Here is a 26,361-nt window from a genome sequence, read left to right as displayed (position 1 = left end):
AAAAATCGGTAATCAGGTAGACAACAGCACGCCCCAGGCGCCAGCAGATGGAGACCACCCGCAGGCACTGGCGGCGGGCCAGCGATGCTTCGCTTGTTGTGCAGGTCTGCGGTCACGGCGCTTGTCAGGGCACCGTCCCGGGAAGGCATGGCTGCGCTATCGCGCGATAGGCAGCAAGAGGGACGCGAGACGGTTATATGCGAATAGTTCTCATTATAGAGATTGATGAAGAATTGTTACGGTTTGCGAAGTTTCGCAACTGTAAAGTTATTTCGGGCGCAACCATGCCGCGCCGCCTGACTGCTGTGTGAAAGCCAGGGATGGCGCGGGTTTGCAAGCACTGGCGCCATCCTGCGGCACCAGCGCTTGGCTATGGTTTAAAAGCTACAAGCTTAGAAACCCACCGTCACCTTGGCCCAGTAACGGCGGCCGTCATAGACCGCGTCATAGGTGGCGCTATCGACCCGCTTGTCGAACAGGTTGTAGATGCCGGTGCTGAAACGCACATCCTTGCTGTAGGCATAGTTCAGGCCCAGGTCCATGAACGTAAAGGACGGCGTGCCCTTGGCCATCGAGGTGCGGCTGAGGTAATCCGAGCTCTTGCCCCGGAAGTTGAGGCGGCTCCAGACGCCCAGCTTGTCCGTGCCCTGCCAGTCCAGGGTGGCATTGAGCATGTGCTTGGGCATCTTGTTGAGCGGCTGGCCGGCAAAGTTGCCGCTCTTTTGCTCCGAACGGGTGAAGGTGTAGTTGGCGGCCAGGCGCAGCGCCTCGCTCGCCTTCCAGGTGGCGGTTGCCTCCACGCCGCGCATGGTGGCCTTGTCCACATTGGTGCGGTCGCTGATGAACTTGTAGGGCGTGCCCAGCACCGTGCAGTTGCCGGTGACGATGGCGCGGCCGCCGCCCTCGGTGTCCTCACAGCTGCGCACCTCGGTGATCTTGTCCTTGAAATCGGTGTTGAACAAGGTCAGGCTGCCGGTGAAATCGCGGCGGTTGTCCCAGATCACGCCCAGCTCCTGGCTGGTGCTTTTCTCGGGCTTGAGGTTTGGGTTGCCGCGGATGATGGCGGGGTCGCCACCGCCGCCGGTGATCTGGCCCCAATCGGCCACCGCAGCGCGCAGGCTGGGCGATTTGAAGCCGGTCGAGATACCGCCCTTGACGCTCCACTCGGGCGTTGCATGCCAGACGCCATAGACGCGCGGCGTCCAATCGGTGCCGTAGTTCTGGTCATGGTTCATGCGCAGGCCGGTGGTCAGCGCAATCGCATCGGTCACCTTCCATTCGTTCTCGGCAAACAGCGCCCACTGGTAGCGCTTGAGCGTGTTGATCGGGTTGTCCACCTTCATCTGGTTGCCGTTGTCCATCAGCTTTTCATGCTTGTAGCTCAGGCCCAAGGTGGTCAGGTTGCGCTCGCCGATCGGCAGCACGATCTGGCTGTTGAACTCGGTGTTCTTGAGGTTCATCTGGCGGCCGGGGTTGTCGATCTCCTCGTGCTGCAGGTAGGTGGTCGAGGTGCCAAAGCCCCAGCGCCCGGTGTGCGAGAGGGCGATGTGGTTGCGGGAGTAGTCCGAGAAGCTGGAGGCGCGGCTCGCGCTCTTGCCGGCCGTTGCATAGCGGTCCTGCAGGGTGCGGCCCACTTCGAGCGCCAGGTCGTGGTCCTTGTTGGGCGTGAGCGTGAGCTTGGCGGTGCCCGAGCTGCTGTCCTGCTCATTGAAGCCGCCAACAAACTTGTCCTCCAGGCGGCGCGATTTCTGGCCGTAGATCTGCAGGCCCAGCACCTCGCTCTTGATCGGGCCGGCCAGGTAGAAGTTGCTCTGGTAGATATCGCCCGACGATGAGGACTCCTGCTGCGTGGTCTCGGCGCTCAGGGTACCCGTCCACTGCTTGGCCACCTTGCGCGTGATGATGTTGACCACACCACCCATCGCGTCCGATCCGTAGAGCGAGGACATGGGGCCGCGCACCACCTCGATGCGCTCGATGGCGCTGAGCGGTGGCAACCAGCCTTGCTCGATGCCGGCGCCATCGCTGTTGGGGCGGGTCTCGCGCGAGTTTTGCGGCTTGCCGTCCACCAGGATCATCGTGTAGTTCGAGGCCATGCCCCGGATGCTGATGTCGCTGGAGCTGCCGCCGCCGGTGATGACCACGCCGGGCACATCGCGCAGCGCATCGGTCACATCGCGGTAGGCCTTTTTCTCGAGCTCCTGGCGCGGAATCACCGTGATCGAGGCCGGTGCATCTTCCACCGCCTGCTCAAAGCCCGAGGCCGTCACCACCACGGTCGACAAGGTCTTGTCGGCCTCCGCCTCGGTCTGCGCCAGCGCAGGGCCCGCAGCCAGCAGGGCAGCGGCCACCAGCGCCGTGGCGCGCCATGCATGGGGCACGGCACTGCGCGGCGATGGGCTGGCGTGCAGCAGCAAGGAATGGCGGGCAGCAAGGGCTGCACAGAGAGGGCGGGCGGTCATGGAAAAGCTCCGGTTCAGATGAAGGTATGGCATGCGGCAGCGCTACCTGCTCGCTCGTGACGGGCAGGCAAAAGCGCAGGCGCGGGGCCAGCGGTTATTCGCGGGGGTTGGCGCTGTCAGTCGCGGCGCGGCAGGGTCAGGACGGGCTGAGCCTGGGCCGCCCTGGCGTGCATGCCGGGCTGTGCGGCATGGAGATGGCTGGCGCCACCTGGCTGGGCAACGAAGAACGTGGATTGACGCTTAGCAAATGCGAATGCTTCTTATTATATAGAACGATAAAGAAGTGTTGACTAATGTGAAGCCGGCGTGAAGCATAGATGCCGCCCACTGTTGCGGTTTTGCCTACACGGAGCCCGCGCCCAGGTGGTTCACGAGCCAGCCCAGCCAGAACAGCGCAAAGCCAATCAGCCCGCCCACCAAGGTGCCATTGATGCGGATGTACTGCAGGTCGCGGCCAATGTTCCACTCGATCAGCTCGCCCAGCTCGCGCGCATCCCAGCGTTTGACGGTGTCGGCAATATGGGTGCCGAAGAACTGCGAAATCTCGGGCGCCAGCTCTCGCACCCACAGCTCCATGCGCGTATTGAGCGCGGTGCGCAGCGCCGGGTCGCCCGCTAGCGACTTGCCCAGCCACAGGCCCATGCCGCGCACATTGCGCGCCATCGCCGAATGCTCGTTGGCCAGGTCGGCCTGCAGGCTGGCGCGCAGGCTTTGCCACAGCTCCTGCACATACTGGCCGACAGCGGGGTCATGCTGCAGGTAGCGGCGCACTTCTTCGCCCTTGGCATGCCAGGCAGGATCCTGGGCCAGGCGCTCCACCCATTCCTGCATGGTCTGGTCAAACTTGGCGCGCAGCACATGGCTGGGGTTGTCGGCAATGGCGTCGAGCAGGTGCTCCAGGCTGCTGGCAATCATCGCCGAGCCCTTGTCACTGAGCCAGCCGGTGGGCAGCATTTTTTCCTTGAGCGGGTGCTCGGTCTTGAGCCAATGCGCAATGGTCTGCGCGATCAGGGCGCGGGTCTCGGCCTCGTGCAGCAGCTCAACGAGCTTGTCCAGCGCCTGCGCCAGCAGCACCTGGTGGCGGCCGTTGTGCGTCAGCACCGCCAGCACCTTGGACAGCGACTGCGACAGATCGATCTGGCCGAGCAAGGTGCGCAGCGCCAGCTTGATAAAGCGCTCGACCTGCGCATCCTGCACCGTGGCCAGCGCAGCGGCGGCCAGGCGCGCCACCTGGTGGCCCAGCAGCTCGGCATTGGCCGGCGACTTGAGCCACTGCGCCAGTTTGTCGGCCGGCTGGTGCGTGCGCACCAGTTGCACCAGCGAGTCGCCATCGAGAAAGCGCTCGCGCACAAAGACAGCCAGGTTCTCGCCAATGCGGTCCTTGTTGCGCGGGATGATGGCCGTGTGCCGCGAGATCCACGGTATCGGGATGTGCTTGAAGAGCGCGGCCACCGCAAACCAGTCGGCCAGCGCGCCGACCATGCCCGCCTCGGTCATCGCCCGCAGGCAGCGCAGCGCCAGCTGCCAGTGGCGTGACTGCGCGAAGGGCTGGCCCAGGCACCAGCTGGCCACGATGAACAGCAAGGCCACCAGCAGCAGCAGCAGCAAGGGGGTGAGCTTGGCGCGGCGCAGCAAACGCTGCTGCTCGTCGGTCAGTAGCAAAGGCATGGCGACCACTGTAGCGGCAAGCAGCGGGGCTTGCCAAGTCAGCCAACTGCGCGGTTTGTCTGCCTCTTGCCTGCCATCTCCCCTCGTTTCCCTCCACCATGCGAGGTGCCGCCAAAGTGTGGACAATGGCGGCCTGTGCGGCCCAGGGCCGCGTTCTCTTCTGCACCAACCATGACCGATACCACTGCCCGCCCCGAACTGCCCGACCACCTGTCTATCGACCCCAAGAGCCCGCACTTTGTGCGCGAGGTCTTCAACCATGACATCGGCATCCGCTTCAACGGCACCGAGCGCGTGGATGTCGAGGAATACTGCGTGAGCGAAGGCTGGGTCAAGGTGCCCGCCGGCAAGACCGTGGACCGCAAGGGCAAGCCCCTGCTGATCAAGCTCAAGGGCAAGGTCGAGGCCTATTACAAGGACTGAGTCCTGGCCTGATCGCCCCCGCTGGGCTGCATAGAATGCGGCCCGGTAAAACAAAAACCCGACCCAGGCGGGCCTTTCCAGGCAAGCATGGCTCGGGTTTTTGCATGTGGCGCGGTCGATGCCGCGCGCCTCAGCGCTTCAGATGCTTGCGATCAGGCCAGCGCCTCGGCTGGGCCAAAGAACTCATAGCGCACCTGGGCATCGGGCACGCCGAGCTTGCGCAGCGAGGCCTTGACCGAGCGCATAAAGGGCTTGGGGCCGAGAAAGTAGACATCGGCATCGCGCGATGCGGGCAGCCACTGGCCCAGCAGGTCCTCGGTCAGATGGCCCTGGGCAGCAACCGCCTCGCCGTCGGCCACCTTGTCGTACACATAGAGCGGCTGCAGCTGGCGGTGCGCCTGGGCCAGCGCATCGATCTGCGGGCGGAAGGCATGCACGGCGCTGTCCCGGGCGCAGTGGATAAAGGTGATGGGGCGCTCGGTCTGCAGCGCGGCTTCGAGCATCGGCAACGTGGGGGTGATGCCCACGCCGCCGCTGATCAGCACCAGCGGGCGCTCGCTCGCCTGCAAGGTGAAATGGCCGGCCGGTGCAAACAGCTCCAGGGTGTCGCCCACTTGCAGGTCATGCAGGTAGTTGGAGACCTTGCCACCGGGCTCGCGCTTGACGCTGATGCGGTAGCTGCGGCCATTGCTCGGGGCCGACAGCGAGTAGTTGCGGCGCTGCTCGGTGCCACCCACGATGGCGCGCAGGCCGATGTACTGGCCCGGCTGGTGGGCGATCACGGCCTTGCCGTCGACCGGCTCCAGGTAGAAGGAGCTGATCTCGGCGCTCTCGGCCACCTTTTGCACCAACTTGAAAGTACGCGCACCGCGCCAGCCGCCTTCCGTATGGGCAATGTCGTCATAGGCCTTGGCCTCGGCAGCGATCAGGATGTCGGCCAGCTGGGTGTAGGCAGCGGCCCAGGCATCGATCACCGCATCGGTGGCGATCTCGGCGCCCAGCACCTCGCGGATCGCGCGCAGCAGGCAGCTGCCAACGATCTGGTACTGGTCCGGCTGCACCTGCAGCGCCACATGCTTGTTGATGATCTGGGCGGGCAGGTCGCCCAGGTTCTCCAGCTTGTCGATGTGCTTGGCATACATCAACACGCTGTGCGCCAGTGCGCGGGGCTGGGCACCGCTTTGCTGGTGGGCCTGGTTGAACAGCGGGCGCACCTCGGGGTACTCGCTCAGCATCATCTGGTAGAAGTGCGTGGTCAGCGCCTCGCCGCCGGTCTCCAGCAGCGGGACGGTGGCCTGGATGATCTGTTTTTGGCTATCGCTCAGCATCTAACTCTCCTTGCATGTGGTTGGTCTTGACAATGCATGCAGCGTGCCAACACCGGGTTTGTGGAATATCAATATCTTGCACAATGCATGCAGTCATACTGACATCACCTAAATGCTGTGTTTTTGACACCTAGAGTCGTTTTGACATCCTCCAAAATTCTCAACGCCGTGATTCCGCTGGTGGCCGATCTGGCCCAGGAGCTGCCCGAGCGTGAGCGCCTGCGCCGCCTGCTCGCGGCCTTGCGCACCCTGCTGCCCGCCGATGCGGTGGCGCTGCTGCGCCTCAACGGCGAGTGGCTCGAGCCCGTGGCCATCGATGGCCTGGTGCCCGATACGCTGGGCCGGCGCTTCAAGGTGGCCGAGCATCCGCGCCTGGCCCAGCTGCTGGCCGCCGGCCAGGCCATGCGCTTTGCGCCCGACAGCCCCCTGCCCGACCCCTATGACGGCCTGATCACCACCCCGGACGAGCTGCATGTGCATGACTGCATGGGCTGCGTGCTGCAGACCGGGGGCCTCGCCTGGGGCCTGTTGACCCTGGATGCGCTGGAGCCCGACCGTTTTGCCGATGGCAATGCGCTCGAACTGCTGCAGGCCTTCAGCAACCTGGCCGCCGCCACCGTGGCCACGGCCGAGCGCGTGCAGCAGCTGTCCCAGGCCGCGCGCAGCGCCAGCGCGCCGGCGCCGCGCAGCCCGGGTGCGGATCGCAGCCGCCAGATCCTGGGCACCAGTCCGGCCATCCGCCAACTGCAAAGCAGCATTGCACTGGTCGCCGCCAGCGACCTGTGCGTGCTGATCACCGGCGAGACCGGCACCGGCAAGGAGCTGGTCGCCCAGGCCGTGCATGCGCAGTCGCCGCGCGCGGCACAACCGCTGGTCAGCATCAACTGCGCCGCGCTGCCCGACAACCTGGTCGAGAGCGAGCTGTTCGGCCATGTGCGCGGCGCCTTCACCGGCGCGTTGAGCGAGCGGCGCGGCAAGTTTGAGCAGGCCCAGCACGGCAGCCTGTTCCTCGACGAGGTCGGCGAGCTGTCGCTGTCGGTGCAGGCCAAGCTGCTGCGCGTGCTGCAAAGCGGCCAGCTGCAGCGCCTGGGCTCGGACCGCGAGCACCAGGTCGATGTGCGCGTGATCGCCGCCACCAACCGCGACCTGGCCGCCGAAGTGCAGGCCGGCCGTATGCGCGCCGATTTCTACCACCGCCTCTGCGTCTACCCGGTCGTGGTGCCGCCGCTGCGTGCGCGGGACAGCGACACCCTGGTCCTCGCCGGCTGCTTTCTCGAAGAGAACCGCGCCCGCCTGCAACTGGGCGGCCTGCGGCTCGATGCCGCCGCCCAGGCCGCCCTGCTGCGCTACCCCTGGCCCGGCAATGTGCGCGAGCTGGAGCACTGCATCAGCCGCGCCGTGCTCAAGGCGCTCAGCCGCACCCTGGGCCAGCGCAAGGACAGCAGCAAACCGCGCATGCTGAGCATTGGCGAGGAAGACCTCTGGGACGGCGCCGCCGCCGCACCGCTGCCGCCCGGCCAGCAGGCAACGGGCCTTATCGCGCCCCTGCGCGCGTCCGAAATGGCCGAAGTGGCCGAAGGGCTAGCCGCCAGCGCCGAGACCTTGGGCCTGCGCGCCCAGGTGGAACGCTACGAGCGCCGGCTGCTCAGCGCCAGCCTGGCCCGCCACAACGGCAACTGGGCGGCAGCAGCGCGCGAGCTGCAACTGGACCGCGCCAACCTGCAGCGGCTGGCCAAGCGACTGGGGATTGAGCGACACTAAGCCGGACAGCATCCGCACATGAGGCACATGAAAAAGAAAAAGCACAGCCAGTCAACTGACTTTGTACCGCACCCGCGCTATGGAAGTGCACCCATGCCATCGCATGTGCAAGGCGTCTCAGAAGAGGCCATTTTGCAGTGCCATTGGTCCTATAAATCCGAGGAGATTTTTCCAGAATCGGTGCTGATGGCGGATACCAGCAAGCAGAATTTCAGCATCTTCCCGCGCGAGTGCTATGTCGACATACGCAAAACCTGTCGCAATTGCCAGCGTCCCTTCCTCTTTTTGCGGCCGAACAAAGACACTGGTTTGAAGTGCTGCAGTTTTACGTAGACGCCGACTGCGTGCATTGCCCCGAATGCCGTGTGCAGCGAATGGCCGCCAAACGCGCGTTTCAACGCTATTCCGCTTTGACTCTGCTTGCCAAGCCGACCCCAGATGAGTTGCAGCAGTTGGTCGATGCATCGCTAACGCTGCATGCACAAGGCACGCTCAAGAGTCGTGATCGCTTAGGCCAGCTCAAAAATGCTGCGCTCCGGCTGATTCCGGACTACCCGGGCACCTTGGCCTTGGTCGAGGCGCTGCGCAACAAGGACGCATTGATGCCCACTGACAGTAAAAGCGACTAAATAAAAAGCCTCCGCGCCAGCAAGACGCGAAGGCTCTACAGCGTGTGGGAAGCGCGGCTTAGCGGCCCTTGACGCCCAGCAGTTCCACTTCAAAGTTCAAGGTGGCGTTCGGCGGGATCACGCCGCCCGCGCCACGGGCGCCATAGGCGATGGAGGCCGGGCAGGTCAGCTTGGCCTTGCCGCCAACCTTCATCAGCTGCAGACCTTCGGTCCAGCAGGGGATCACGCCACCCAGCGAGAATTCGATCGGTTCACCGCGCTTGTAGGAGCTGTCGAACTCCTTGCCGCTGTCGGGGAAGGTGCCCTTGTAGTGCACCTTGACGGTATCTTCCTTCTTGGGGCTGACGCCGGTGCCGTCCTTGATGCTTTCAAACACCAGGCCGCTCTTGGTCGTCACAGGCTTGCTTTGTGCCTGGGCAAAGCCAGCGGTCAGGGCGATGGCAGCGAACAGGGCGCTGGCGGTCAATGCTTTCATGGCGAAATCCAATCCAATGTTCTTCAGAAAAACCAGCATTCTGCACCCGGATAGCAGGCGCAGAACGCGTTAAAAACACAAGTTAACCCTTGATACCCAAACCATCGAGCGCCTGGCGCAGATGGCCCACGGTGCGATCGACGTTGTGCCATTTGTCCAGGCCAAACAGGCCGATGCGGAAGGTCTTGAACTCCGGCCCTTCGTCGCACATCAGCGGCACGCCAGCGGCGGTCTGCAGGCCCACGCTGGCGAACTTCTTGCTGTTCTGGATCTCGGGGTCGGTGGTGAAGCTGACGACCACGCCGGGCGCCTCAAAACCTGGCGCCGCCACGCTCGGAAAGCCGCGTGCCTTGAGCAGTGCGCGCACTTCCTTGCCCAGCTGGGTCTGCTCCTCGCGCAGCTTGTCCAGGCCATAGGCCTCGGCCTCCTGCATCACCTTGCTCAGCTGCACCAGCGAATCGGTGGGCATGGTCGCGTGGTAGGCATGCTGGCCCTTTTCATAGCCCTCGGCAATCTGCATCCACTTCTTCAGGTCGCAAGAGAAGCTGCTGCTCTTGGTGTCTTCGATGGCCTTGCGCGCGCGCTCGGACAGCATCACCATCGCGCAGCAAGGCGGGCCGCTCCAGCCCTTTTGCGGCGCGGTGATCAGCACATCGACACCGGTCTTTTGCATGTCCACCCAGATGGCGCCGCTGGCCACGCAGTCGAGCACCATCAGCGCGCCGACCTCATGCGCGGCGGCGCTGATGGTCTGGATGTAGTCGTCGGGCAGCACAATGCCGCTGGCCGTCTCGACATGCGGGGCAAACACCACCTGGGGCTTTTCCTTGCGGATCGCGGCGGCCACTTCTTCGGCCGGGCAGGGGGCCCAGGCATCCTGCGGGCCCGTGCCCTGGGGGCGGGCCTTGCAGATCACCGCGCTGCCGCCCAGGCCGCCTTCGTCGAAAATCTGCGTCCAGCGGTAGCTGAACCAGCCATTGCGCACAATCAGCACCTTGGCGCGGTTGGCAAACTGGCGGGCGACGGCCTCCATGCCAAAGGTGCCGCTACCCGGCACGATCACGGCCGTGTGTGCGTGGTAGGTGGTCTTGAGGATGCGCAGCACCTCGCCCATCACACCAATGAAGCGGTGCGACATGTGGTTGAGCGCGCGGTCGGTGTAGACCACCGAAAACTCCAACAGGCCATCGGGGTCAACGTCGGGTAGCAATCCTGGCATGGAGGTCTCCTGTCTATTTGAGGGGGTACACAGAACAATCGGGGGCCAGCTTAGCACGCAGCTTCAAGCGCTGCTGCGGGGCTGGCGGGTTGGCAGAGGGGGCCCTTCAGTGGGCGCTGCCGTAGTCGCGCTGGCCAAAGATGCCGCTGCCCACACGCACCATCGTCGAGCCGGCCTCAACGGCGGCCTGCAGATCAGCCGTCATGCCCAGCGAGATGGTGTCCCACTGCGCCAGCTGCGGCAGGCCCAGTGCGGCGATGTCATCGAACACGGCCTTGACGCGCTGGTGCACGGCCAGCTGGGCGGCAAAGTCGGGCAGCACATCGGGGATGCTCATCACGCCGCGCAGCTGCAGCTGGGGCAGCCGCGCAATCTGCTGCACCAGCGCCGCGGCTTCGGCCGGCGCGACGCCAGACTTGGTGATGCCGCCATCGACATTGAGCTGGATGCAGATCTGCAGCGGTGCCAGCTGCGCGGGCCGCTGGGCGGAGAGGCGCTCGGCCGTCTTGAGCCGGTCCACCGTATGCACCCAGTCAAAGTGCTCGGCCACCAGGCGCGTCTTGTTGCTCTGGATCGGGCCAATGCAGTGCCAGATGAGGCCCTGGTCCTTCCAGCTGTCATGCTCGGCAAAGTAGCGGATCTTCTCGACCGCTTCCTGGATGTAGTTTTCGCCAAAGGCGCGCTGGCCGGTTTCGGCCGCCTCGGCAATGGCGTCCACGCCAAAGGTCTTGGAGACGGCCAGCAGCTGCACGCTGCCCTCGGGCCGGCCGCTGGCACGACAGGCGTTGTCGATTTGCAGGCGAACCTGCTGAATTTTTTCGGGAATCGTGCTCATAATGTAAAAATATGCACGGCCTTGGAACTGGTTGACAACGAGGCCTTGCACGCAAAGCGTACCAAAACAACGAGGGAACTGCAGTGGATATCACCCAATTGCTGGCATTCAGTGTCAAAAATAAAGCGTCGGACTTGCACCTGTCTGCAGGCCTGCCGCCGATGATCCGGGTCCATGGCGATGTGCGCCGCATCAATGTCGATCCGCTGGACCACAAACAGGTCCATGCGATGGTCTACGACATCATGAGCGATGCCCAGCGCAAGCAGTATGAAGAGTTTCTCGAAGTCGACTTCTCGTTCGAGATCGAAGGCCTGGCCCGTTTCCGCGTCAATGCCTTCAACCAGAACCGCGGCTCCGGTGCCGTGTTCCGGACCATTCCGAGCAAGATCCTGACCCTGGAGCAGCTCAACGCCCCCAAGATCTTTGCCGACCTGTCGCTCAAGCCGCGCGGCCTGGTGCTGGTGACCGGGCCGACCGGCTCGGGCAAGTCCACCACCTTGGCGGCCATGGTCAACTACCTCAACGAAAACGAGTACGGCCACATCCTGACGGTGGAAGACCCGATCGAATTCGTGCACGAGTCCAAGAAATGCCTGATCAACCAGCGCGAAGTGGGCCCGCAGACGCTGTCGTTCAGCGCAGCGCTGCGCTCTGCGCTGCGTGAAGACCCGGACGCGATCCTGGTGGGCGAAATGCGTGACCTGGAAACCATCCGCCTGGCGATGACGGCCGCAGAAACCGGCCACTTGGTGTTCGGCACCCTGCACACCTCCAGCGCCGCCAAGACCATTGACCGGATCATCGACGTCTTCCCCGCCGAAGAAAAGGAAATGGTCCGCGCGATGCTGTCCGAATCGCTGCAGGCCGTGATCTCCCAGACCCTGTGCAAGACCAAGGACGGTCAGGGCCGCGTGGCCGCGCACGAGATCATGCTGGGCACCCCCGCCATCCGCAACCTGATCCGCGAGGCCAAGGTCGCGCAGATGTATTCCACCATCCAGACCAGCAATAGCATGGGCATGCAGACGCTGGACCAGAACCTGACCGACCTGGTGCGCCGCAATGTGATCAGCCCGGCCGAGGCCCGCGCCAAGGCGAAGACGCCGGAGAACTTCCCGGGCTGATCGCCGCAGTCACCAACTGACAAACGGTTGCACGAAGGGCACCAGCGGTCATTGCCAGTACCGCAGGTGCCCTTTATGCTTTGCGGGATCAAAGGAGACCCTGGGCCATGAACCGCTTGCATTCCGCATCCCCGGCAGACGATGCCGCCGAGGCAGACACCGGCTTCTTCCTCCATGGTTTCCAGCAGGCCAGCACGTCGGAGGTCCCCTATGTGCTGTGGAGCCAGCGCCGCAAAGCCATCCACGCCCAGCTGCTGGCCCCGGCCGACCCGGCCACGGCGCTGCGCATGGTCTGGGCCCAGGATGCGGCACTGTCCTTGCTGCAATCGCCCTTTATCGACCAGATGGTGCAGTACCTGGAGTTCTACCAGGTGCCGGCCGGGCAAACCCTGATCCAGCAAGGCGAGCTGGGCGACTACCTGCTGATCGTGCTGAGCGGCCAGGTGCGGGTCGATCGGCAACTCGCCAATGGTCAGACTGTGCATCTGGCCGACACCCACCCCGGCGAAGTGCTGGGCGAAATGTCTCTGTTTGACAGCAGTCCGCGTTTTTCTTCGTGCACCACCACCACCGACTGTGCACTGGCCGTGCTGAAGGCCGATACACTGGATGCCATGATGGAGTTGGACGCGTCCACGGCCGCCTATTTGCTGGCCCTGTTCACGCGCAAACTCTCCACGCGGCTGCGGCAGACCAGCGCCCGGATCGAGCCCTGAGCCCCTCAGGGCGGCCGTTTCCAGGGCGCTTCTGCTGCATCCGCAACAATAACGGAGCGCAGAGAGGATTGTCATGGAACGGGATCAGGCCAGTAAGTTCATCAACGACCTGTTGAAGCTGATGGTGCAGCGCAATGGCAGCGATTTGTTCATCACCGCTGACTTTCCGCCGGCCATCAAGATCGATGGCAAGGTCACCAAGGTCTCCAGCCAGCCGCTGTCGCCCACCCACTCGCTGACGCTGGCCCGCTCGATCATGAGCGACAAGCAGGTCGCCGAGTTCGAAAAGACCAAGGAATGCAATTTCGCGATCTCGCCCTCGGGCATCGGGCGCTTCCGGGTCAATGCCTTCATGCAGCAAGGCCATGTGGGTCTCGTGCTGCGGACCATTCCATTGACCCTGCCAACGATTGACGGCCTGGGCGTGCCCCAGGTGCTCAAGGACCTGGCGATGACCAAGCGCGGCCTGTGCATCATGGTGGGCGCCACCGGCTCGGGCAAGTCCACCACCTTGGCGGCGATGGTCGACTGGCGCAACGAGAACTCCCACGGCCACATCATCACCGTCGAAGACCCGGTGGAATTTGTCCACCCGCACAAGAACTGCATCGTGACCCAGCGCGAAGTGGGCCTGGACACCGACAACTGGGAGGCGGCGCTGAAAAACACCTTGCGCCAGGCGCCCGACGTCATCCTGATGGGCGAAATCCGCGACCGCGAAACCATGGAGCACGCGGTGGCCTTTGCCGAAACCGGTCACCTGTGCCTGGCCACCCTGCACGCCAACAGCGCCAATCAGGCGCTCGACCGGATCATCAACTTCTTCCCCGAAGAACGCCGCGCGCAGCTGCTGATGGACCTGTCGCTCAACCTGCGCGGCCTGGTGTCGCAGCGCCTTTTGAGCAAGCAGGACAGCAAGGGCCGGGTGGCTGCGGTGGAAGTGATGCTCAACTCGCCGCTGATCTCCGACATGATCTTCAAGGGCGAGGTGGGCGAGATCAAGGAGATCATGAAAAAGAGCCGCAACCTGGGCATGCAGACCTTTGACCAGGCGCTGTTTGACCTCTACGAGGCCAACATGATCACCTACGAAGACGCGCTGCGCAACGCTGACTCGGTCAACGACCTGCGCCTGCAGATCAAGCTGGGCAGCCAGCGCGCCAAGCGCAGCGACCTGGCCGAGGGCACGGAGCACCTGACAATCGTTTAAGCTGTCAGCGTTTTGGGTTTTCAGCGACACGGCACCCAGGCCCGCCTTGGGTGCCGCTCTTTTTGGAGTCACCACAATGGCATCGAGTATTCAAGCACGCAGCTATGACAGCACCCCTTCCCTGAACGTCGCCTTCCTGGGCCTGGGCGTCATGGGCTACCCCATGGCGGGCCACTTGGCCCAGGCCGGGCACGCGGTCACCGTCTACAACCGCACCGCGCAAAAGGCGCAAGGCTGGTGCGACGAATTTGCCAGCTCCAAGGCACCCCGCCATGCGGCCACGCCGCGCGAGGCCGTTGCCGGCGCCGACATCGTGTTCTGCTGCGTCGGCAATGACGATGACCTGCGCTCGGTCGTACTGGGCGCCGATGGCGCGCTGGCCGGCATGAAGCCCGGCGCCATCTTTGTCGACCACACCACCGCCTCGGCCAATGTGGCCCGCGAGCTGTATGCCGCGGCCCAGGCCCAGGGCCTGCACTTTATCGATGCGCCCGTCTCCGGCGGCCAGGCCGGTGCCGTCAACGGCCAGCTCACCGTCATGTGCGGTGGCGATGAGGCCGTGTTCAACACCGTCAAGCCGGTGGCCATGGCCTTCTCGCGCGCCTTCACCTTGCTGGGCAGCAGCGGCGCGGGCCAGCTGGCCAAGATGGTCAACCAGATCTGCATCGCCGGTGTCGTGCAAGGCCTGTCCGAGGCGATTGCCTTTGGCATGAATGCCGGCCTGGACATGCCCCAGGTGCTGGATGTGGTCAGCAAGGGCGCAGCGCAAAGCTGGCAGATGGAAAACCGGGGCAAGACCATGGTCGAGGGCAAGTTCGACTTTGGCTTTGCCGTGGACTGGATGCGCAAGGACCTGGGCCTGGTGCTCGACGAGGCCAAGCGCAATGGCTCGCGGCTGCCGCTCACGGCCCTGGTCGACCAGTTCTATGCCGATGTGCAGCAATCGGGCGGCAACCGCTGGGATACGTCGAGCCTGATCACCCGCCTGGGCAAGAAGGCCTGAAACGGATCACCCCATGCAAAAAGGCCGCTGATGCGGCCTTTTTGCTGGAGGATCTGTGCAGATCAGGGCTTGGTCGTGAAACCATCGTTGAGCGGTTGCACCGGCGTGGTGTTGACCGGCGAGGTGGTCACGCCCGTCGACACGGGTGCTGCCGCAGGCGCTGCCGGTGCGGCGGCAGGCGCGGGCACCACGGTCGCAGGCTGGGTGGTGATGGCCGATGCGCTGCTGTCGTTGACGACCGGGGCGGCATTGCCGGTGCTGCGGTTGTTGCTGAGGGACTTGAGCTCTTCCTCGCTGATCACCTCGAACACGCGCACCACCTTTTGCACATTGGCCACGCCCCGGGCGATTTCGGCCGCGCGCTTGGATTCGCGCTCGGTCACGCGGCCCATCAGGTAGACCACATTGCGCTCGGTCACCACCTTGATGGCGCTGGAGCTCAGGTCCTTGGCATCGATGATGCTCGCGCGCACCTTGCCGGTGATCAGCGTATCGGTCGAGCGCTGCGACAGGCTGGAGTTGAACATCACACCCACGTCGTTGACGACGGAGCGCACATTCTGCGCGGTCTTGGCGGCCTCTTCGGCCTTTTGCTTGAAGGCCTCGTTGGGCGCTTCACCGGTCAGCAGCACCTGGCGGTTGTAGCTGGTGACATTGATATGCCCGTCATTGCCGGCACGCTCGCGGATGGCGCTGGCCACGCGCATCTCAATGCTCTCGTCCTCCACCTGGATGCCGGCGGTGCGGCGGTCGATCGCCATCACCGTGCCGCCGACGGCAGCGCCGCCGATCACCAGCGGAACGCAGCCGGACACGGCCCCAGCGACGGCGCCAGCCGCCACCAGACACAGGGTCAATCGCTTCCAAGACACAGGCATCATTCCTCTTCTCCTAACAATTGGGTATCGATTCCGTCAATCAGACAGTGCAGCACCAGCTGGTGCACCTCGCGCACGCGGGTGCTGCGGTCATGCGGCACGCGCATCAGTACATCGGTTTCGCTCAAGGCATTGGCCAGCAGGCCACCGCTGCGACCGGTCAGCACCACGGCCGACATGTCGCGCTCATGCGCCGCCTCGATCGCAGCCAACAGGGCCCTGTCATGGCCATCGGCACTGATGACCAGCAGTAGATCGCCAAGCTGGCCCAAAGTTCGCACCTGGCGCGCCAGCGCCTGCGGCAGGCCTTCGGGCGTGAGGCTGCTGCCCAGCTGGGCCTGCGCCAGTGCATCGTTGTCGAGCACCAAGGCCGCCAGCTCGGGGCGCTCGCGCTCCATGCCGCTGACGCACATGGCGGCAAATTGCGCCGCCTGCGCCCAGGACAGGCCATTGCCGCAGCACATCACCTTGTTGCCGCTGGTCACACAGGCGAGCAGCGCGTAGACCGCGCTGGCGACGCTTTCGCTCATCTCCTGTGACACCTGGTAGTGGAGATCGGCGCTATCGATAAAGTGCTGTTGGATGTGTTGCTCAAGCATGGAGGCCCGATGATAACCTTGGCCGGTTTCCCCCTCGGGTCGGGATGATGACTTTTCTCGGTCTCCATGCGCATGCAAAGCCCAGCAACTGCGCGCTTCAGGGCCCTTTGCACCACCCTCGCCACATGGGATGGGCGCGGATCGCCCGAGCCCGCGTTCAGATCCAGCAGCGAATTTCGCAGAGGGCCCTAGCCCCCTTCGGGCACATCAAAGGCCGCCCGCAGCCAGACGATCTCCTGCTCGACCAGCACCGCATCGAAACGGCAGGCCGGCTGCTGGCGCAGGCTGGCCAGGTAGTGGCGGGCGGCCAGGATGATGCGCCGCTGCTTGGTGCTGCCAATGCTGCCGCCCGCACCGCCAAAGCCGCTGTGCTGGCGCTGGCGCACCTCGACAAACACGACGGTTCCATCGCGCTCCTGCATCACCAGATCGATCTCCCCGCCGCCGCGCCCGGGCGTGCGGTAATTGCGCGCCAAAAGGCGCAGCCCCTGTTGTTGGAGATAATGGAGCGCGGCATCTTCTGCCTGCTGGCCACGCAGCTTGCTGTTGTCTGCCCCTTCGCTGGTGGCGCCGGGCGATGCAGCAGACGGGCCCTGGCCGCGCCATTTTTCAAGGATCTTCCACGGTGTCTGCATCTTTCACCTCCGCTTTGCAAGCAGCCCAGGCTGCCGCCGGCACCCAGCACTACCCTGCCTCCACCCTGTATGTGGTGGCCACGCCCATCGGCAACCTGGCCGACATCACCCTGCGCGCGCTGCATGTGCTGGAGCTGGCCGATGCCGTCGCCTGCGAGGACACCCGCCACACCCACAGCATGCTACGCGCCTATGGCGTTGGCAAGTCGGGCGGCCAGCTGATTGCGCTGCACCAGCACAACGAGGCCGAGGCGGCCGAGCAGGTCATCCACCGCCTGCAGCAAGGCCAGCGCATTGCCTATGTGAGCGATGCCGGCACGCCCGGCGTCAGCGACCCGGGCGCACGCCTGGCGGCGGCTGTTGCACGCGCGGGCCTGCGCGTGAGCCCCCTGCCCGGCGCCAGCAGCGTGACCGCGCTGGTCAGCGCTGCCGGTGCAGTGGCCGGCGAAGGCGCCAGCAGCGGCTTTGCGTTTATCGGTTTTCTGCCCACCAAGGCGCAGGAGCGCCAGCAGGCCGTCGCCCAACTGGCGCAGGACCCGCGCACCCTCGTGCTGCTGGAGGCGCCCCACCGCATTGCCGATCTGGCCCAGGCGCTGGCCGTGCTGCAGGACCGGTCCGTGACCTTGGGCCGCGAGCTGACCAAGCAGTTTGAAGACATTGCCACCATGCCTGCGGCCGATGTGCCCGGCTGGCTGGCGGCCGACCCGCACCGCAGCAAGGGCGAGTTTGCACTGCTGCTGCACCCGCAGGCGGTGCAAACCGATGGCCTGGCCGATGCCCACCGCGTGCTGGCGCTGCTGCTGGCCGAGCTGCCGACCAAGACCGCCGTCAAGCTGGCCGCCGATATCACGGGCGCGCCGCGCAATGCGCTGTATGACACGGCACTGGCCTGGAAGCGCGATGCCGAGCAAGGCGACGACTGATCGCCGCTGCTGCGCTGAGGTTTAAAGCGCCTGGCCGTGCACCAGGCCCGCCGCCACACCGCCAAACAGATCGCCCTCGACCTGTGGGGTATCCGGAAAAGCCTGCGCCAGCGCTGCGCGCAGCGGCTGCAATGCCGACGAACCGCCGGTCAGGTAGATCGCATCGATCTGCCCTTGCTGCAGGCCGGCGGCCTGCACGCAATCGAGCGCGCACTGCGCCACCTGGGCCAGCAAGGCCTGCAGGCATTGCTGCAGATCGTCGGGCCAGACCTCGGGACTCAGGCCCGGCTCCAGCCAGTCGACTTCCAGCTTTTGCACGCGCTGGTGGTTGGACAGGCCGATCTTGGTCTCTTCGACCGCATTGGCCAGGCGGTGGCCCCAGTGCTCTTGCAAGAGCCGCACCAGCCGGTCATGCAGTGCCGTATCGCTGTAGCTGCTGCGCAGCGCCTGCACCTCGCGCTGGCGCTGCGGGCTGTACAGCCACTGGATCAGGTGCCAGGTCGACAAGTCATGGAAGACCGCGCTGGGCACCTCGCGCCCGCTGGGCCCCACATGCTGCAGGCCCAGAAGCGGCATGGCCGCCATCAGGCTCAGGCGCCGGTCAAAATCGGTGCCGCCAATGTGCACGCCGGTGGTGGCCAGAATGTCGCTGCTGCGCTCGGGCTTGTTGCGGCGCTCGGGGCCCAGGCGCACCACGGTGAAGTCCGAGGTACCGCCGCCAATGTCGACCACCAGCACCAGCGCCTCGTTGGCAATGCGCTGCTCATAGTCCAGCGCTGCGGCAATGGGCTCCAGCTGAAAGCGCACATCCTTGAAGCCTGCTGCCTGCGCGGCATGCTGCAGGGCCGTTTGCGCCGCTTGGTCACGCCCCGCGTCCTCATCGACAAAATGCACCGGCCGGCCCATGACGACGGTGCTGGGCAGATGGCCCATCTGGCGCTCGGCCGTGGCCGCCAGCTGCTGCACAAACAGCGCCACGATGTCCTGGTAGGCCACCAGCTTGCCGTGCACCACCGTTTTCTCCTGCATCAGCGCGCTGCCCAGCAGGCTTTTGAGCGAGCGCATCAGCCGCCCTTCAGTGCCCTCCAGATAGCGCGAGACGGCATCGCGCCCGTAGTGGGTGCTGTGGTCCTCGGTGTTGAAGAACACGGCCGTCGGCATCGCTTGCGAAGCGCCCTCGGCCTGCAACAGCGTGGAAGGCCCGGGCGCAGCCAGGTCGGCCTTGAACGCCATGGCCGAATTGGAAGTGCCGAAATCAATGCCCAAGATGGCGGATGCAGATGACATAAAGACCAGGTCCGACGCGGGGATCGGACGAAAAAATCAAGGCATGCCGGTTGCAAAAATGCAGATCCGGTGCCGGTATAAAAAGGGAAAAGCCTCTGTACCCTAGCGGATGCAGAGGCCCAAATGCGACTGGCCTGACACGGAGTCGGTTGACCCAGGCGTGCGCTGCAAGAACAGTGTTTGCGCGCCGCGACCGGAAAATTATAGGGCAAGCGCATGCGGCGACCGCAGGCAAACCATAGACCCCTCTAATAGCCCTATACAAAACCCATGGGTGTACTGCTATGCTCGGCGCTCCCTGCACCACCGCTGGCAACGCCCATGCCCACCATGCAAGTCACCCATACCATCGCAGAACTCCGACAAGCCCTGGCCGAGCGCGGCCGGCCCGCCTTTGTGCCCACCATGGGCAATCTGCATGCAGGCCATATCTCGCTGGTGCATGAGGCCAAACGCCATGGCGCGGTGACGGTGGCGAGCATCTTTGTCAACCGCCTGCAGTTCCTGCCGACCGAAGATTTCGACAGCTATCCCCGCACCTGGGAGGGCGACTGCAACCAGCTGCAGGCGGCCGGCTGCGACATCCTGTTTGCCCCGCGCGAGAAGGACCTGTACCCCGAGCCCCAGCTGTTCAAGGTGCAGCCTGACCCGGCACTGGCCGACATTCTGGAGGGCGAGTTCCGCCCCGGCTTTTTCACGGGGGTCTGCACCGTCGTGATGAAGCTGTTCAGCTGCGTATTTGCCAGCACCGGCGGGGGCGCGGCCATTTTTGGCTGGAAGGACTACCAGCAGCTGATGGTCATCCGCCGCATGGTGGCGCAGTTTGCGCTGCCCATCGAGATCATCGGCTGCCCCACCGCGCGCGCCGACGACGGCCTGGCACTGAGCTCGCGCAATGGCTACCTGAGCGCCGCCGAGCGCCAGCAGGCCATGGCCCTGTCCCAAGCATTGAAGGCGCTGGCCGCCGCCGCCCGCAACGCGCCCGCCAACCTGCCTGCGCTCGAAGCCCAGGCCATGCAGTCGCTGCGGGCCCTGGGCTGGGAGCCCGATTACCTGACCGTGCGCCAGCGCCACAACCTGCTGGCACCGGCCGACGGCGAGCTGGCCAGCGCGCCGCTGGTGGCGCTGGGCGCGGCACGCCTGGGCAGTACGCGGCTGATCGATAACCTGGAGTTTTAAGGCGCTGCGCCAGCCCCAGCGCGGTGGCCGATGGGCCAGCAGCCCGGCTGTGGTCTGGGCAGCCAGAGTGTGATGGGCGCACCAAGGACCTGCGGCGGGCAGGGCAGACATTTCCAACCTTAAAACGCTCCACTTTTGATAGCAATCAAGAAAGCAGGCAGGCGGCAGTGAAGGCTGCCTCTGGGCTGACAATTGTTTGCTGCATTCGCGCTGCAGGCGGGCAAAAACATACACGCCCAATCATCAATAGACAGTACATTCCCATTTAATTAATCAATACATGACCTGGATTGAAGGTCCATGCATGGCTTTGTCGAGCGCCTGCATCGGCCATTACACGCCTGGTTTATGATTCATATTGATACATATAGCATCTACTAGTTACATTGCTGGATGAGGCTATGTGCTGCGTTTTGTGGCTGAGCAGATTCCATGGGAAGAGACATGACCAATCCATTGATGTTTTTCAGGCTGCTGCTGGCAGCTTTTTTGTTGTGCCTGGGTGCGCAGCATGCGCTGGCACAACAGGTTTTGCTGCTGACCACCAACTCGGATCCCGCAGGGCCCAATCCTGAAGACGCCGATGCCATCGCGGCCTACCAAAATCTTGAGAACGAATTTACCAATGCACTGCCCAGCTCTGGCCAACTGACACGCAGGTCCGTGCTGGGCAATGCCAATGCGATCTCCGCGGCAACCTTTACCGCCGCGTCTGGCTCAGCCTATGACATCGTGATTGTGGCGAGCACCTACCGGGCGGTCGACCCGAGCAACTGGGCCGTGCTGCAGACGGCGGTGGCCAATCGCTGGGCCAACTCCATCGTCTTCTTTGTCGATGGCTGTTGCGAGAACCGAAACGCCCAAAATGCCCAGCGAATGGTGGATACGCTCAATGCCGGCACCCAGTCCACGTTTAGCTTGGGCACCACCGTCAATGCATATGGCGCTTTCCCGTTGAACACCAACTCGCCCTATGCGGGCTCGTTCACAGCGCTCAACCCCTTGCAGGGCGGCTACATCACCTACATCAATAACGTGCCCGCCAACAACGCACTGTACGTAGCCGGAGCGCTGCCACCGGCAGGCACAACGCCAACCAATAATGTCTATGGGCTGTTGATTCCCACCGTGCAATCCAATGCCGGCCGAGGCGCTTGCGTGTTTGCCGTGGTCGATATCTCGATTTTCTACGGCCCACCCTGGACCACCAACCAAGGCAAGGTCGCGCCCGCCTTCCTCAATGCCGCTACCTCGGAAAGCGGCGCCTGCGGCCTGCCCAAGGTCAGCAAGAGCTTTGACAAAACGGACCTCTCTCTGGGTGGCAGTGACAACACCACGCTGCTGACGATCACGCTGTCCAACAGCACATCGCAGGACATCAGCAACGTGACGCTGAGCGACAAACTGCCTGCCCCCCTGGTGGTGGCACCGGGCGCCGTGAGCAACTCCTGCACCGCTGGCACGTTCAGTGCCGTGCCAGGCTCGGACATCATCAGCGATAGTGGCATGACCATTCCTGGTGGCGGTTGCACCATCACCGTGCCCGTGCAATGGCCCAACACCGATGCCGGCCGCCAGGCATGCATCAGCACCCCGTCGGTGACCAACACCATCACGCCAGGTACCGACTTTGTCTCGCCCACCGGCCAGGTCAATACGCCAGCGACCGCAAGCCTCGCCTGCCATGCCGCGCAGCTTGCCATCTCCAAGCAGGTGGTCTGGCCCGTCAACGTCACGCCCGTGGATCTGACGGGCAGCAGCTTCCCCGTCTCGGTGGTCTGCACCGGCAGCGACGGCGTGGTCGCGCCAGCGATCAACACCTCGATCACGCTGGACACGGCCACCACCGGCAGCGTCTCCACCACGCCGGTGATCGCCAGCGGCAGCTGCGTGGTGACCGAGGGCACGCGCCCCACGCCGCCCGCCAACCATCTCTGGGTGGAAGACCCCGCGCCCATCGTCTCCGTCACGATGGCAGCGCCCCCAGCGGCCAATAGCGCGCAGCTGGTCAACACCTTGGCGCGCGCCAACACCGATATCACGATCAGCAAGGCCGTGGCCGGCGGCCCGGCAGCGGGCATCAGCGGCAGCTTCAGCTTTAGCGCCAACTGCGGTGCAGACGGCAGCTTTACTACGGCAGTGAGCTTGAGCGGCAGCAACGCAGGGGCCATCGCCATCACCAACGTGCCCCAGGGCGCCAGCTGCACCGTGAGCGAAGCGCCCACCATGCCCGAGGCGCCGGCAGGCTACACCTGGAGCACCAGCCTGCCCGCGCCAGTGACGCTGGTCACCGCAGCCAATGGCAACACGGCCTCCTTCGTCAACACGCTGGTGCGCACGGCGCCTGCTGTGCCCGCTGCAGTGCCTGCGCTGGATACCATCAAGCTGCTGCTGATGGTGGCCGCCATGGCGCTGTTGGGCATGCTGGTGCTGCGACGCGCGCAGCGCCGCTGAGAGGCTGGCGGCGCGAGCCGCTGGTAGTGGTACAGCGTCCGCCGATAAAAAAAGGCCTGGGTTCGGCATGGTGCTGAACCCAGGCCTTGTGCCTTGGTGGAGGGAGCTAACCCGGTGCTGCGCTGGCGCAGCGCGCCAGATCAGGCGCGGTTGCGAGCGGCCCGCAAGCTGGCAAAGCCTGCGACCAAGGCCGACAGCAGCAGCACGCCCCAAGGCGCATTGGCGGGAACCGGTGTTGGGTTGGATGGCGTGCTGGGCGCAGTGAAGGTCACGGTGGACACCTGCGGTGGGTTCAAGCCCGCCGATTCAATGTTGTCCGGGCCATTGGCATAGGCGCCGGCCGTGGCGGATGTGACGCTGACGGACACCGTGCAGGACTCCATCGCATCGGCCAGATTGCCGGTCACATCGATGCTGGTGGCACCAGCTGCTGCCGTCACGACGCCGCTGGGGCAGGTCGTGGCGGTTGCCGGTGTGGGCGCCACCACCAGGCCGGCGGGCAGGTTGTCGGTGAACGACCAGCCGGCCTTGGCACCCAGCTCCGTCGTATTGGTGATCGTGAAGGTCAGCACACTCACGCCGCCTACTGGCTGGGTTGCCGGGCTGAACGATTTATCCAGGGTCGGGCTGACATCCAGCAACTGGATATTGTCAAAGGCATGGTCATTGCCACCGCCACTGCCATTGGCATTGGTCATGCGGATGCCGACGGAGGCGCTGTTGACCAGTACACCGCCACTGGTATAGGTGCCCACCCGCGCACCTTGCCCCGCCGTCGCGGCGCCAGCAGCGCCCAGCGCCGGCATGTCCTGCAACGTGCCGCCACATCCATTGATCTGACCACCGGCAGCAACTGGGGTGCCATCATCGAGCAAAGCGAACTGCAACTGTGGTGCGCTGGCCCGGTAGCAGTTGGCGGCTGCCACATCGATACCCACGGCGATGAAGCGGCTGGGGATCGGCAGCGTCAGCGGTGTCACTGTTTCAAACTCCACATTGCCCGCGCCAGGATTGTTGGAGGTATAGGCCGACACGGCGAAATTGGTCGCGGGGGTCGCCTGGCCCTTGAAGGTGCCAATCGCCTGTGCCAGCTGCTGGGTCACATTCCATGGCTCTTGGCCGCCACAGCTGGCTGCCTGACCATCCGCTCCCGCAACCGGCTGGTCTGCCGATGACATCAGCCCGTTGCAGCCTGTGAGCCAAGACGGGGCTGCCGTATAGGTTTGGCCCGTTACACCCACATAATCCGTCAGAATATCCCCGCTGGTGGCTGGTTCGATATTCTGAAAGTCTTCTGTGAATATCACAGACGGTGCCTGCGGCACCCCCGGCACTGCATTAGCAGCACCCGATGCCAGCAATGCCGATCCACCTAATGCGCACAGGCTTAAATAAGAAGCCAGGCGCGATGGGATGCCAGGAAAAGCAACGCCGGCAATACCAGCGGACTGCGTGCTAGATTTAATCATGCGCATCCTTTGAAATTGAAATTACCAAACAAATACAGAGCAGAAGCGCTCACAGTCACCTGCCAGAGGAGATCGCTGCAAGAGAGCAAATAGCCAATTCCTATGCCGCCTCTTCATTACTATTTCGCACTGCTTACATTGCCATACAACTGCAAAAATGGTCAAGCGCTATAGCGATTGCTGTCCATTTCCAGAGCTGCTTGTTCAAATTTGCCACAGTCGGATGCGATTATTATTTGGTAAATATCAATTTCCTTTGTTTTATTGCAAAGGTCATTTTATTGAATTTATAAATTAATCATCGATAGGGCATCGGCTGCACTTAATCATGCCTGTCGAGGAATGGACTTTTAGCGCATTTATTGCGCCAGGATTCCTGTCCGCGTCACCGGGACCAGCGCGCAGATAGCGCTGCACACCGCTGGCATGCCGTAGCACAACAAGCACATGGGGCGGGATGGGAGGGGAGCTAAGCAGGGGAAGCCAGCAGCGCCATACCCGAGGCGGGCTCAGCAACGCTGCTTGTCCAGAGTGAGGTGTGGGGGGGCGCAGAGGATAGAGGTCAGCGCAGACGCAGACGCAGACGCACCGGTCAGCGCAACCGTAGTCGGCAGCGCTGCTGCAAATAGGACAACAAAGACAACTGTCCCGATTAGCGGATTTTTCCGTTGCCTGGCGGCACGTAGCGCTGGCCTGGAAAGTAGACGCGCTCAATCTCGCGCAGCGAGCCCTCGCCCAGCGAGCGAATCTTCAGCAGTTCATGGGGGTAGGCCTGGCGCAGTTGCTCGGGGGTGGTGATATCGCCGCGCGCCAGTGCACGCACGATGGCCACGGGCAGCGAGCCATTGAGACAAGAGCCGGAGACAAAGGGCAGCTCGGGCATCGCATGCAAGGGAACATAGGACTGGCCGGGCAAAAAGGCCTTTTCAATCTTGCGCAGGCGCAGCAGGCCGATGCCCTTGATGGCGAGCAGCCCCAGCGGGTAAGCCTTGCGCACCGCCTCGACGCTATCGATGCCGTGGTGCACAAGAATCCGTACCAATGGCGCAGGCAGCTTCCCTTCTAGTGAAGTGCCAGGGTGTGACGCGGAACCATTTGCCATATTGATGAAATCATAATCATCTTTGCTTAATCGTGTTACTTATGGTTTTTCTTGATTTCATCGGCTCAAAGCGCTGCCCATCAAAAAACGTGGCCTCCACTTCGCGCAGCGCCTTGATACCAAAGCCCGTTATCTCCACCAGGCGCCGGGGATAGGCGGCGACCAGCTGCTGCACGGTCTTGATGCCATGCCGGCGCAGGGTGATCAATACGCGCCGGGACACCAGGCCTTCGAGCGAGGTCCCCTCCAGATCTTCTGTCTCGATCGGTGCCAGCACAGGCACCTCATAGCGCCGCCCGGGGAAAAGCAGCGCCTCGATCTGCCGAAAACGCACCGGCCCCAGGTAATGGATTTTCAACAGCTTGGCCGGATACAGCGCTTCAACCTGGGCCAGCGTGGTGATGTCGTGCCTGGCCAGCAGCTTCCACAGATCTGGCGGCAGCAGACCCTGGAGCGACTTATCGGCATGGGCAGACGGAGGGGATGGTGATGTAGTCATCTGTAACCATCGTAGCCCCTTGGCCTTGCAAAATATTACATGGGCGGCTGAAATTAGATTTGTTGACATGTCTTATACACAGAGCAGCATGTCCGCATGCTTTTTTCCTGCCGCCATCGCTGTGGTTGGCGATGCCCAGCGCCAACAACCGCCTCATTCGGAAGGCGTAGTGGACTTAGCGCTTACCGCTGCCTTGCGGCGCCCTACGGCGCCTGGCTACCTTGACCATGTACATCGCCCCCAGAACGCACAGGCTCAGCGCCGGCCAGCCCACCAGGTACAGGCCCCAAAGACCTTCGACAAAGAACAGCACGCAAATGCCAATCTGTATCGCGCCAAACCGGCGCTGCGCAGTGGCTGCCGGCTTGGCAGCCGGCCTTGCTGCGGTGCTGCCGGTCTGCATCACGGCCTTGCGCCCAGCCGTCTTGTCGCTCGCTGGGCGGTGGCGCTTGTGCGGCGGTGCCTGCTCCATGGCGCGGA

The 26,361-nt window shown here is 63.9% G+C and carries 24 protein-coding genes and 1 pseudogene; 11 read left to right on the top strand and 14 right to left on the bottom strand.

All coding sequences use genetic code 11. The features are described 5' to 3' along the window. Positions 1-392: 392 nt before the first annotated feature. Together WH303_RS21560 and WH303_RS21555 are read right to left on the bottom strand one after the other, a co-directional pair. Positions 393-2,462, bottom strand: coding sequence for a ligand-gated channel protein (locus WH303_RS21560; protein ID WP_339521053.1), 2,070 nt, complete (start codon positions 2,460-2,462; stop codon positions 393-395). A gap of 342 nt (positions 2,463-2,804) precedes the next feature. Continuing rightward, a complete protein-coding gene (locus WH303_RS21555; RefSeq protein WP_339521052.1) occupies positions 2,805-4,130 on the bottom strand; it encodes a DUF445 domain-containing protein in 1,326 nt (441 codons plus the stop codon). A 171-nt stretch (positions 4,131-4,301) separates the two neighbouring features. Between WH303_RS21555 and WH303_RS21550 the strand changes: the two genes are divergently transcribed. Further along, positions 4,302-4,553, top strand: a complete 252-nt coding sequence (locus WH303_RS21550) for a DUF3297 family protein (protein ID WP_133858265.1) — start codon at positions 4,302-4,304, stop codon at positions 4,551-4,553. A 152-nt stretch (positions 4,554-4,705) separates the two neighbouring features. Here the strand turns inward: WH303_RS21550 and hmpA are convergent, their stop codons facing one another. Beyond that, positions 4,706-5,881, bottom strand: a complete 1,176-nt coding sequence (gene hmpA / locus WH303_RS21545; RefSeq protein ID WP_339521050.1) for an NO-inducible flavohemoprotein — start codon at positions 5,879-5,881, stop codon at positions 4,706-4,708. A 141-nt stretch (positions 5,882-6,022) separates the two neighbouring features. On the opposite strand from hmpA, the gene norR reads away from it, so the two are divergent. Genes norR through WH303_RS21530 form a run of 3 tightly spaced genes read left to right on the top strand, consistent with a single transcriptional unit; the run spans position 6,023 to position 8,271 of the window. After that, positions 6,023-7,642: a nitric oxide reductase transcriptional regulator NorR gene (gene norR / locus WH303_RS21540; RefSeq protein ID WP_339521049.1), complete on the top strand. Its 1,620-nt coding sequence runs from the start codon at positions 6,023-6,025 to the stop codon at positions 7,640-7,642. Positions 7,643-7,669: 27 nt separating this feature from the next. Beyond that, entirely contained in the window at positions 7,670-7,975 is a 306-nt protein-coding gene (locus WH303_RS21535) for a hypothetical protein (protein ID WP_339521048.1), read from the top strand. Beyond that, positions 7,957-8,271: a hypothetical protein gene (locus WH303_RS21530; RefSeq protein ID WP_339521047.1), complete on the top strand. Its 315-nt coding sequence runs from the start codon at positions 7,957-7,959 to the stop codon at positions 8,269-8,271. Before WH303_RS21535 ends, WH303_RS21530 begins: the two co-directional genes overlap by 19 nt. Before the next feature lie 58 nt (positions 8,272-8,329). Here WH303_RS21530 and WH303_RS21525 read toward each other — a convergent pair whose 3' ends face one another. The 3 genes from WH303_RS21525 to WH303_RS21515 all read right to left on the bottom strand — a co-directional run bounded on the left by WH303_RS21525 (position 8,330) and on the right by WH303_RS21515 (position 10,800). Further along, positions 8,330-8,746 (bottom strand): FKBP-type peptidyl-prolyl cis-trans isomerase, encoded by a 417-nt coding sequence (locus WH303_RS21525; RefSeq protein WP_339521046.1) that lies wholly within the window; start codon positions 8,744-8,746, stop codon positions 8,330-8,332. Positions 8,747-8,828: 82 nt separating this feature from the next. Continuing rightward, positions 8,829-9,965 (bottom strand): pyridoxal-phosphate-dependent aminotransferase family protein, encoded by a 1,137-nt coding sequence (locus WH303_RS21520; RefSeq protein WP_312989947.1) that lies wholly within the window; start codon positions 9,963-9,965, stop codon positions 8,829-8,831. Positions 9,966-10,071: 106 nt separating this feature from the next. Further along, on the bottom strand, positions 10,072-10,800 hold the full coding sequence (locus WH303_RS21515) for a YggS family pyridoxal phosphate-dependent enzyme (RefSeq protein ID WP_339521045.1): 729 nt from the start codon (positions 10,798-10,800) through the stop codon (positions 10,072-10,074). Between the two features lie 83 nt (positions 10,801-10,883). Here WH303_RS21515 and WH303_RS21510 point away from each other — a divergent pair, with 83 nt between their 5' ends. The 4 genes from WH303_RS21510 to WH303_RS21495 all read left to right on the top strand — a co-directional run bounded on the left by WH303_RS21510 (position 10,884) and on the right by WH303_RS21495 (position 14,856). Next, positions 10,884-11,927: a type IV pilus twitching motility protein PilT gene (locus WH303_RS21510; protein ID WP_021027363.1), complete on the top strand. Its 1,044-nt coding sequence runs from the start codon at positions 10,884-10,886 to the stop codon at positions 11,925-11,927. Between the two features lie 107 nt (positions 11,928-12,034). Continuing rightward, entirely contained in the window at positions 12,035-12,643 is a 609-nt protein-coding gene (locus WH303_RS21505) for a cyclic nucleotide-binding domain-containing protein (protein ID WP_339521044.1), read from the top strand. A gap of 73 nt (positions 12,644-12,716) precedes the next feature. Next, positions 12,717-13,853 (top strand): PilT/PilU family type 4a pilus ATPase, encoded by a 1,137-nt coding sequence (locus tag WH303_RS21500; protein ID WP_021027361.1) that lies wholly within the window; start codon positions 12,717-12,719, stop codon positions 13,851-13,853. A 76-nt stretch (positions 13,854-13,929) separates the two neighbouring features. After that, the gene (locus WH303_RS21495; RefSeq protein ID WP_021027360.1) at positions 13,930-14,856 is read left to right on the top strand and encodes an NAD(P)-dependent oxidoreductase; all 927 of its coding nucleotides are present in this window, start codon (positions 13,930-13,932) and stop codon (positions 14,854-14,856) included. 218 nt (positions 14,857-15,074) lie between these two features. On the opposite strand, the pseudogene WH303_RS21490 reads toward WH303_RS21495, so the two are convergent. The 3 genes and pseudogenes from WH303_RS21490 to WH303_RS21480 form a co-directional block, all read right to left on the bottom strand. Continuing rightward, positions 15,075-15,734 (bottom strand): annotated as a pseudogene (locus tag WH303_RS21490) (BON domain-containing protein); the annotation flags it as partial. Continuing rightward, positions 15,734-16,333, bottom strand: a complete 600-nt coding sequence (locus WH303_RS21485; RefSeq protein ID WP_339521043.1) for an SIS domain-containing protein — start codon at positions 16,331-16,333, stop codon at positions 15,734-15,736. The pseudogene WH303_RS21490 and the gene WH303_RS21485, both read right to left, overlap by 1 nt. Before the next feature lie 188 nt (positions 16,334-16,521). Next, positions 16,522-16,968, bottom strand: coding sequence for a YraN family protein (locus WH303_RS21480; RefSeq protein ID WP_339521042.1), 447 nt, complete (start codon positions 16,966-16,968; stop codon positions 16,522-16,524). Between WH303_RS21480 and rsmI the strand changes: the two genes are divergently transcribed. Beyond that, positions 16,959-17,891, top strand: coding sequence for a 16S rRNA (cytidine(1402)-2'-O)-methyltransferase (rsmI, locus tag WH303_RS21475; RefSeq protein ID WP_339521041.1), 933 nt, complete (start codon positions 16,959-16,961; stop codon positions 17,889-17,891). The genes WH303_RS21480 and rsmI overlap by 10 nt on opposite strands. A gap of 21 nt (positions 17,892-17,912) precedes the next feature. On the opposite strand, the gene WH303_RS21470 is transcribed toward rsmI, so the two are convergent. Further along, positions 17,913-19,178 carry an Hsp70 family protein gene (locus WH303_RS21470; RefSeq protein WP_312989951.1) on the bottom strand — a complete coding sequence of 422 codons (1,266 nt, stop codon included), beginning with the start codon at positions 19,176-19,178 and terminating at the stop codon, positions 17,913-17,915. A gap of 330 nt (positions 19,179-19,508) precedes the next feature. Here WH303_RS21470 and panC point away from each other — a divergent pair, with 330 nt between their 5' ends. Together panC and WH303_RS21460 are read left to right on the top strand one after the other, a co-directional pair. Next, positions 19,509-20,357 carry a pantoate--beta-alanine ligase gene (gene panC, locus WH303_RS21465; RefSeq protein WP_339521040.1) on the top strand — a complete coding sequence of 283 codons (849 nt, stop codon included), beginning with the start codon at positions 19,509-19,511 and terminating at the stop codon, positions 20,355-20,357. Between the two features lie 444 nt (positions 20,358-20,801). Beyond that, a complete protein-coding gene (locus WH303_RS21460) occupies positions 20,802-22,811 on the top strand; it encodes a DUF5979 domain-containing protein (RefSeq protein ID WP_339521039.1) in 2,010 nt (669 codons plus the stop codon). A gap of 140 nt (positions 22,812-22,951) precedes the next feature. On the opposite strand, the gene WH303_RS21455 is transcribed toward WH303_RS21460, so the two are convergent. The 4 genes from WH303_RS21455 to WH303_RS21440 all read right to left on the bottom strand — a co-directional run bounded on the left by WH303_RS21455 (position 22,952) and on the right by WH303_RS21440 (position 26,353). Then, a complete protein-coding gene (locus tag WH303_RS21455) occupies positions 22,952-23,914 on the bottom strand; it encodes a DUF7933 domain-containing protein (RefSeq protein ID WP_339521038.1) in 963 nt (320 codons plus the stop codon). Positions 23,915-24,932: 1,018 nt separating this feature from the next. Further along, positions 24,933-25,307: a hypothetical protein gene (locus tag WH303_RS21450; RefSeq protein ID WP_021024631.1), complete on the bottom strand. Its 375-nt coding sequence runs from the start codon at positions 25,305-25,307 to the stop codon at positions 24,933-24,935. Positions 25,308-25,398: 91 nt separating this feature from the next. Then, positions 25,399-25,950: a DNA-directed RNA polymerase subunit alpha C-terminal domain-containing protein gene (locus tag WH303_RS21445; protein ID WP_084635577.1), complete on the bottom strand. Its 552-nt coding sequence runs from the start codon at positions 25,948-25,950 to the stop codon at positions 25,399-25,401. Positions 25,951-26,056: 106 nt separating this feature from the next. Next, positions 26,057-26,353 carry a hypothetical protein gene (locus WH303_RS21440; RefSeq protein ID WP_339521037.1) on the bottom strand — a complete coding sequence of 99 codons (297 nt, stop codon included), beginning with the start codon at positions 26,351-26,353 and terminating at the stop codon, positions 26,057-26,059. Positions 26,354-26,361 lie beyond the last annotated feature (8 nt).

The organism is Comamonas sp. MYb69 (assembly GCF_037479315.1).
Taxonomy (GTDB): Bacteria; Pseudomonadota; Gammaproteobacteria; order Burkholderiales; family Burkholderiaceae_C; genus Comamonas.
This window is presented reverse-complemented; position numbering and strand designations above follow the sequence as displayed.

Bases quoted from the DNA above. Each gene is read 5' to 3' on its own strand.
- WH303_RS21560 (WP_339521053.1), bottom strand. From the start codon at position 2,462: ATGACCGCCCGCCCTCTCTGTGCAGCCCTTGCTGCCCGCCATTCCTTG.
- WH303_RS21555 (WP_339521052.1), bottom strand. From the start codon at position 4,130: ATGCCTTTGCTACTGACCGACGAGCAGCAGCGTTTGCTGCGCCGCGCC.
- WH303_RS21550 (WP_133858265.1), top strand. From the start codon at position 4,302: ATGACCGATACCACTGCCCGCCCCGAACTGCCCGACCACCTGTCTATC.
- hmpA (WP_339521050.1), bottom strand. From the start codon at position 5,881: ATGCTGAGCGATAGCCAAAAACAGATCATCCAGGCCACCGTCCCGCTG.
- WH303_RS21535 (WP_339521048.1), top strand. From the start codon at position 7,670: ATGAAAAAGAAAAAGCACAGCCAGTCAACTGACTTTGTACCGCACCCG.
- WH303_RS21525 (WP_339521046.1), bottom strand. From the start codon at position 8,746: ATGAAAGCATTGACCGCCAGCGCCCTGTTCGCTGCCATCGCCCTGACC.
- WH303_RS21520 (WP_312989947.1), bottom strand. From the start codon at position 9,965: ATGCCAGGATTGCTACCCGACGTTGACCCCGATGGCCTGTTGGAGTTT.
- WH303_RS21515 (WP_339521045.1), bottom strand. From the start codon at position 10,800: ATGAGCACGATTCCCGAAAAAATTCAGCAGGTTCGCCTGCAAATCGAC.
- WH303_RS21505 (WP_339521044.1), top strand. From the start codon at position 12,035: ATGAACCGCTTGCATTCCGCATCCCCGGCAGACGATGCCGCCGAGGCA.
- WH303_RS21500 (WP_021027361.1), top strand. From the start codon at position 12,717: ATGGAACGGGATCAGGCCAGTAAGTTCATCAACGACCTGTTGAAGCTG.
- WH303_RS21495 (WP_021027360.1), top strand. From the start codon at position 13,930: ATGGCATCGAGTATTCAAGCACGCAGCTATGACAGCACCCCTTCCCTG.
- WH303_RS21485 (WP_339521043.1), bottom strand. From the start codon at position 16,333: ATGCTTGAGCAACACATCCAACAGCACTTTATCGATAGCGCCGATCTC.
- WH303_RS21480 (WP_339521042.1), bottom strand. From the start codon at position 16,968: ATGCAGACACCGTGGAAGATCCTTGAAAAATGGCGCGGCCAGGGCCCG.
- WH303_RS21470 (WP_312989951.1), bottom strand. From the start codon at position 19,178: ATGTCATCTGCATCCGCCATCTTGGGCATTGATTTCGGCACTTCCAAT.
- panC (WP_339521040.1), top strand. From the start codon at position 19,509: ATGCAAGTCACCCATACCATCGCAGAACTCCGACAAGCCCTGGCCGAG.
- WH303_RS21460 (WP_339521039.1), top strand. From the start codon at position 20,802: ATGACCAATCCATTGATGTTTTTCAGGCTGCTGCTGGCAGCTTTTTTG.
- WH303_RS21445 (WP_084635577.1), bottom strand. From the start codon at position 25,950: ATGTCAACAAATCTAATTTCAGCCGCCCATGTAATATTTTGCAAGGCC.
- WH303_RS21440 (WP_339521037.1), bottom strand. From the start codon at position 26,353: ATGGAGCAGGCACCGCCGCACAAGCGCCACCGCCCAGCGAGCGACAAG.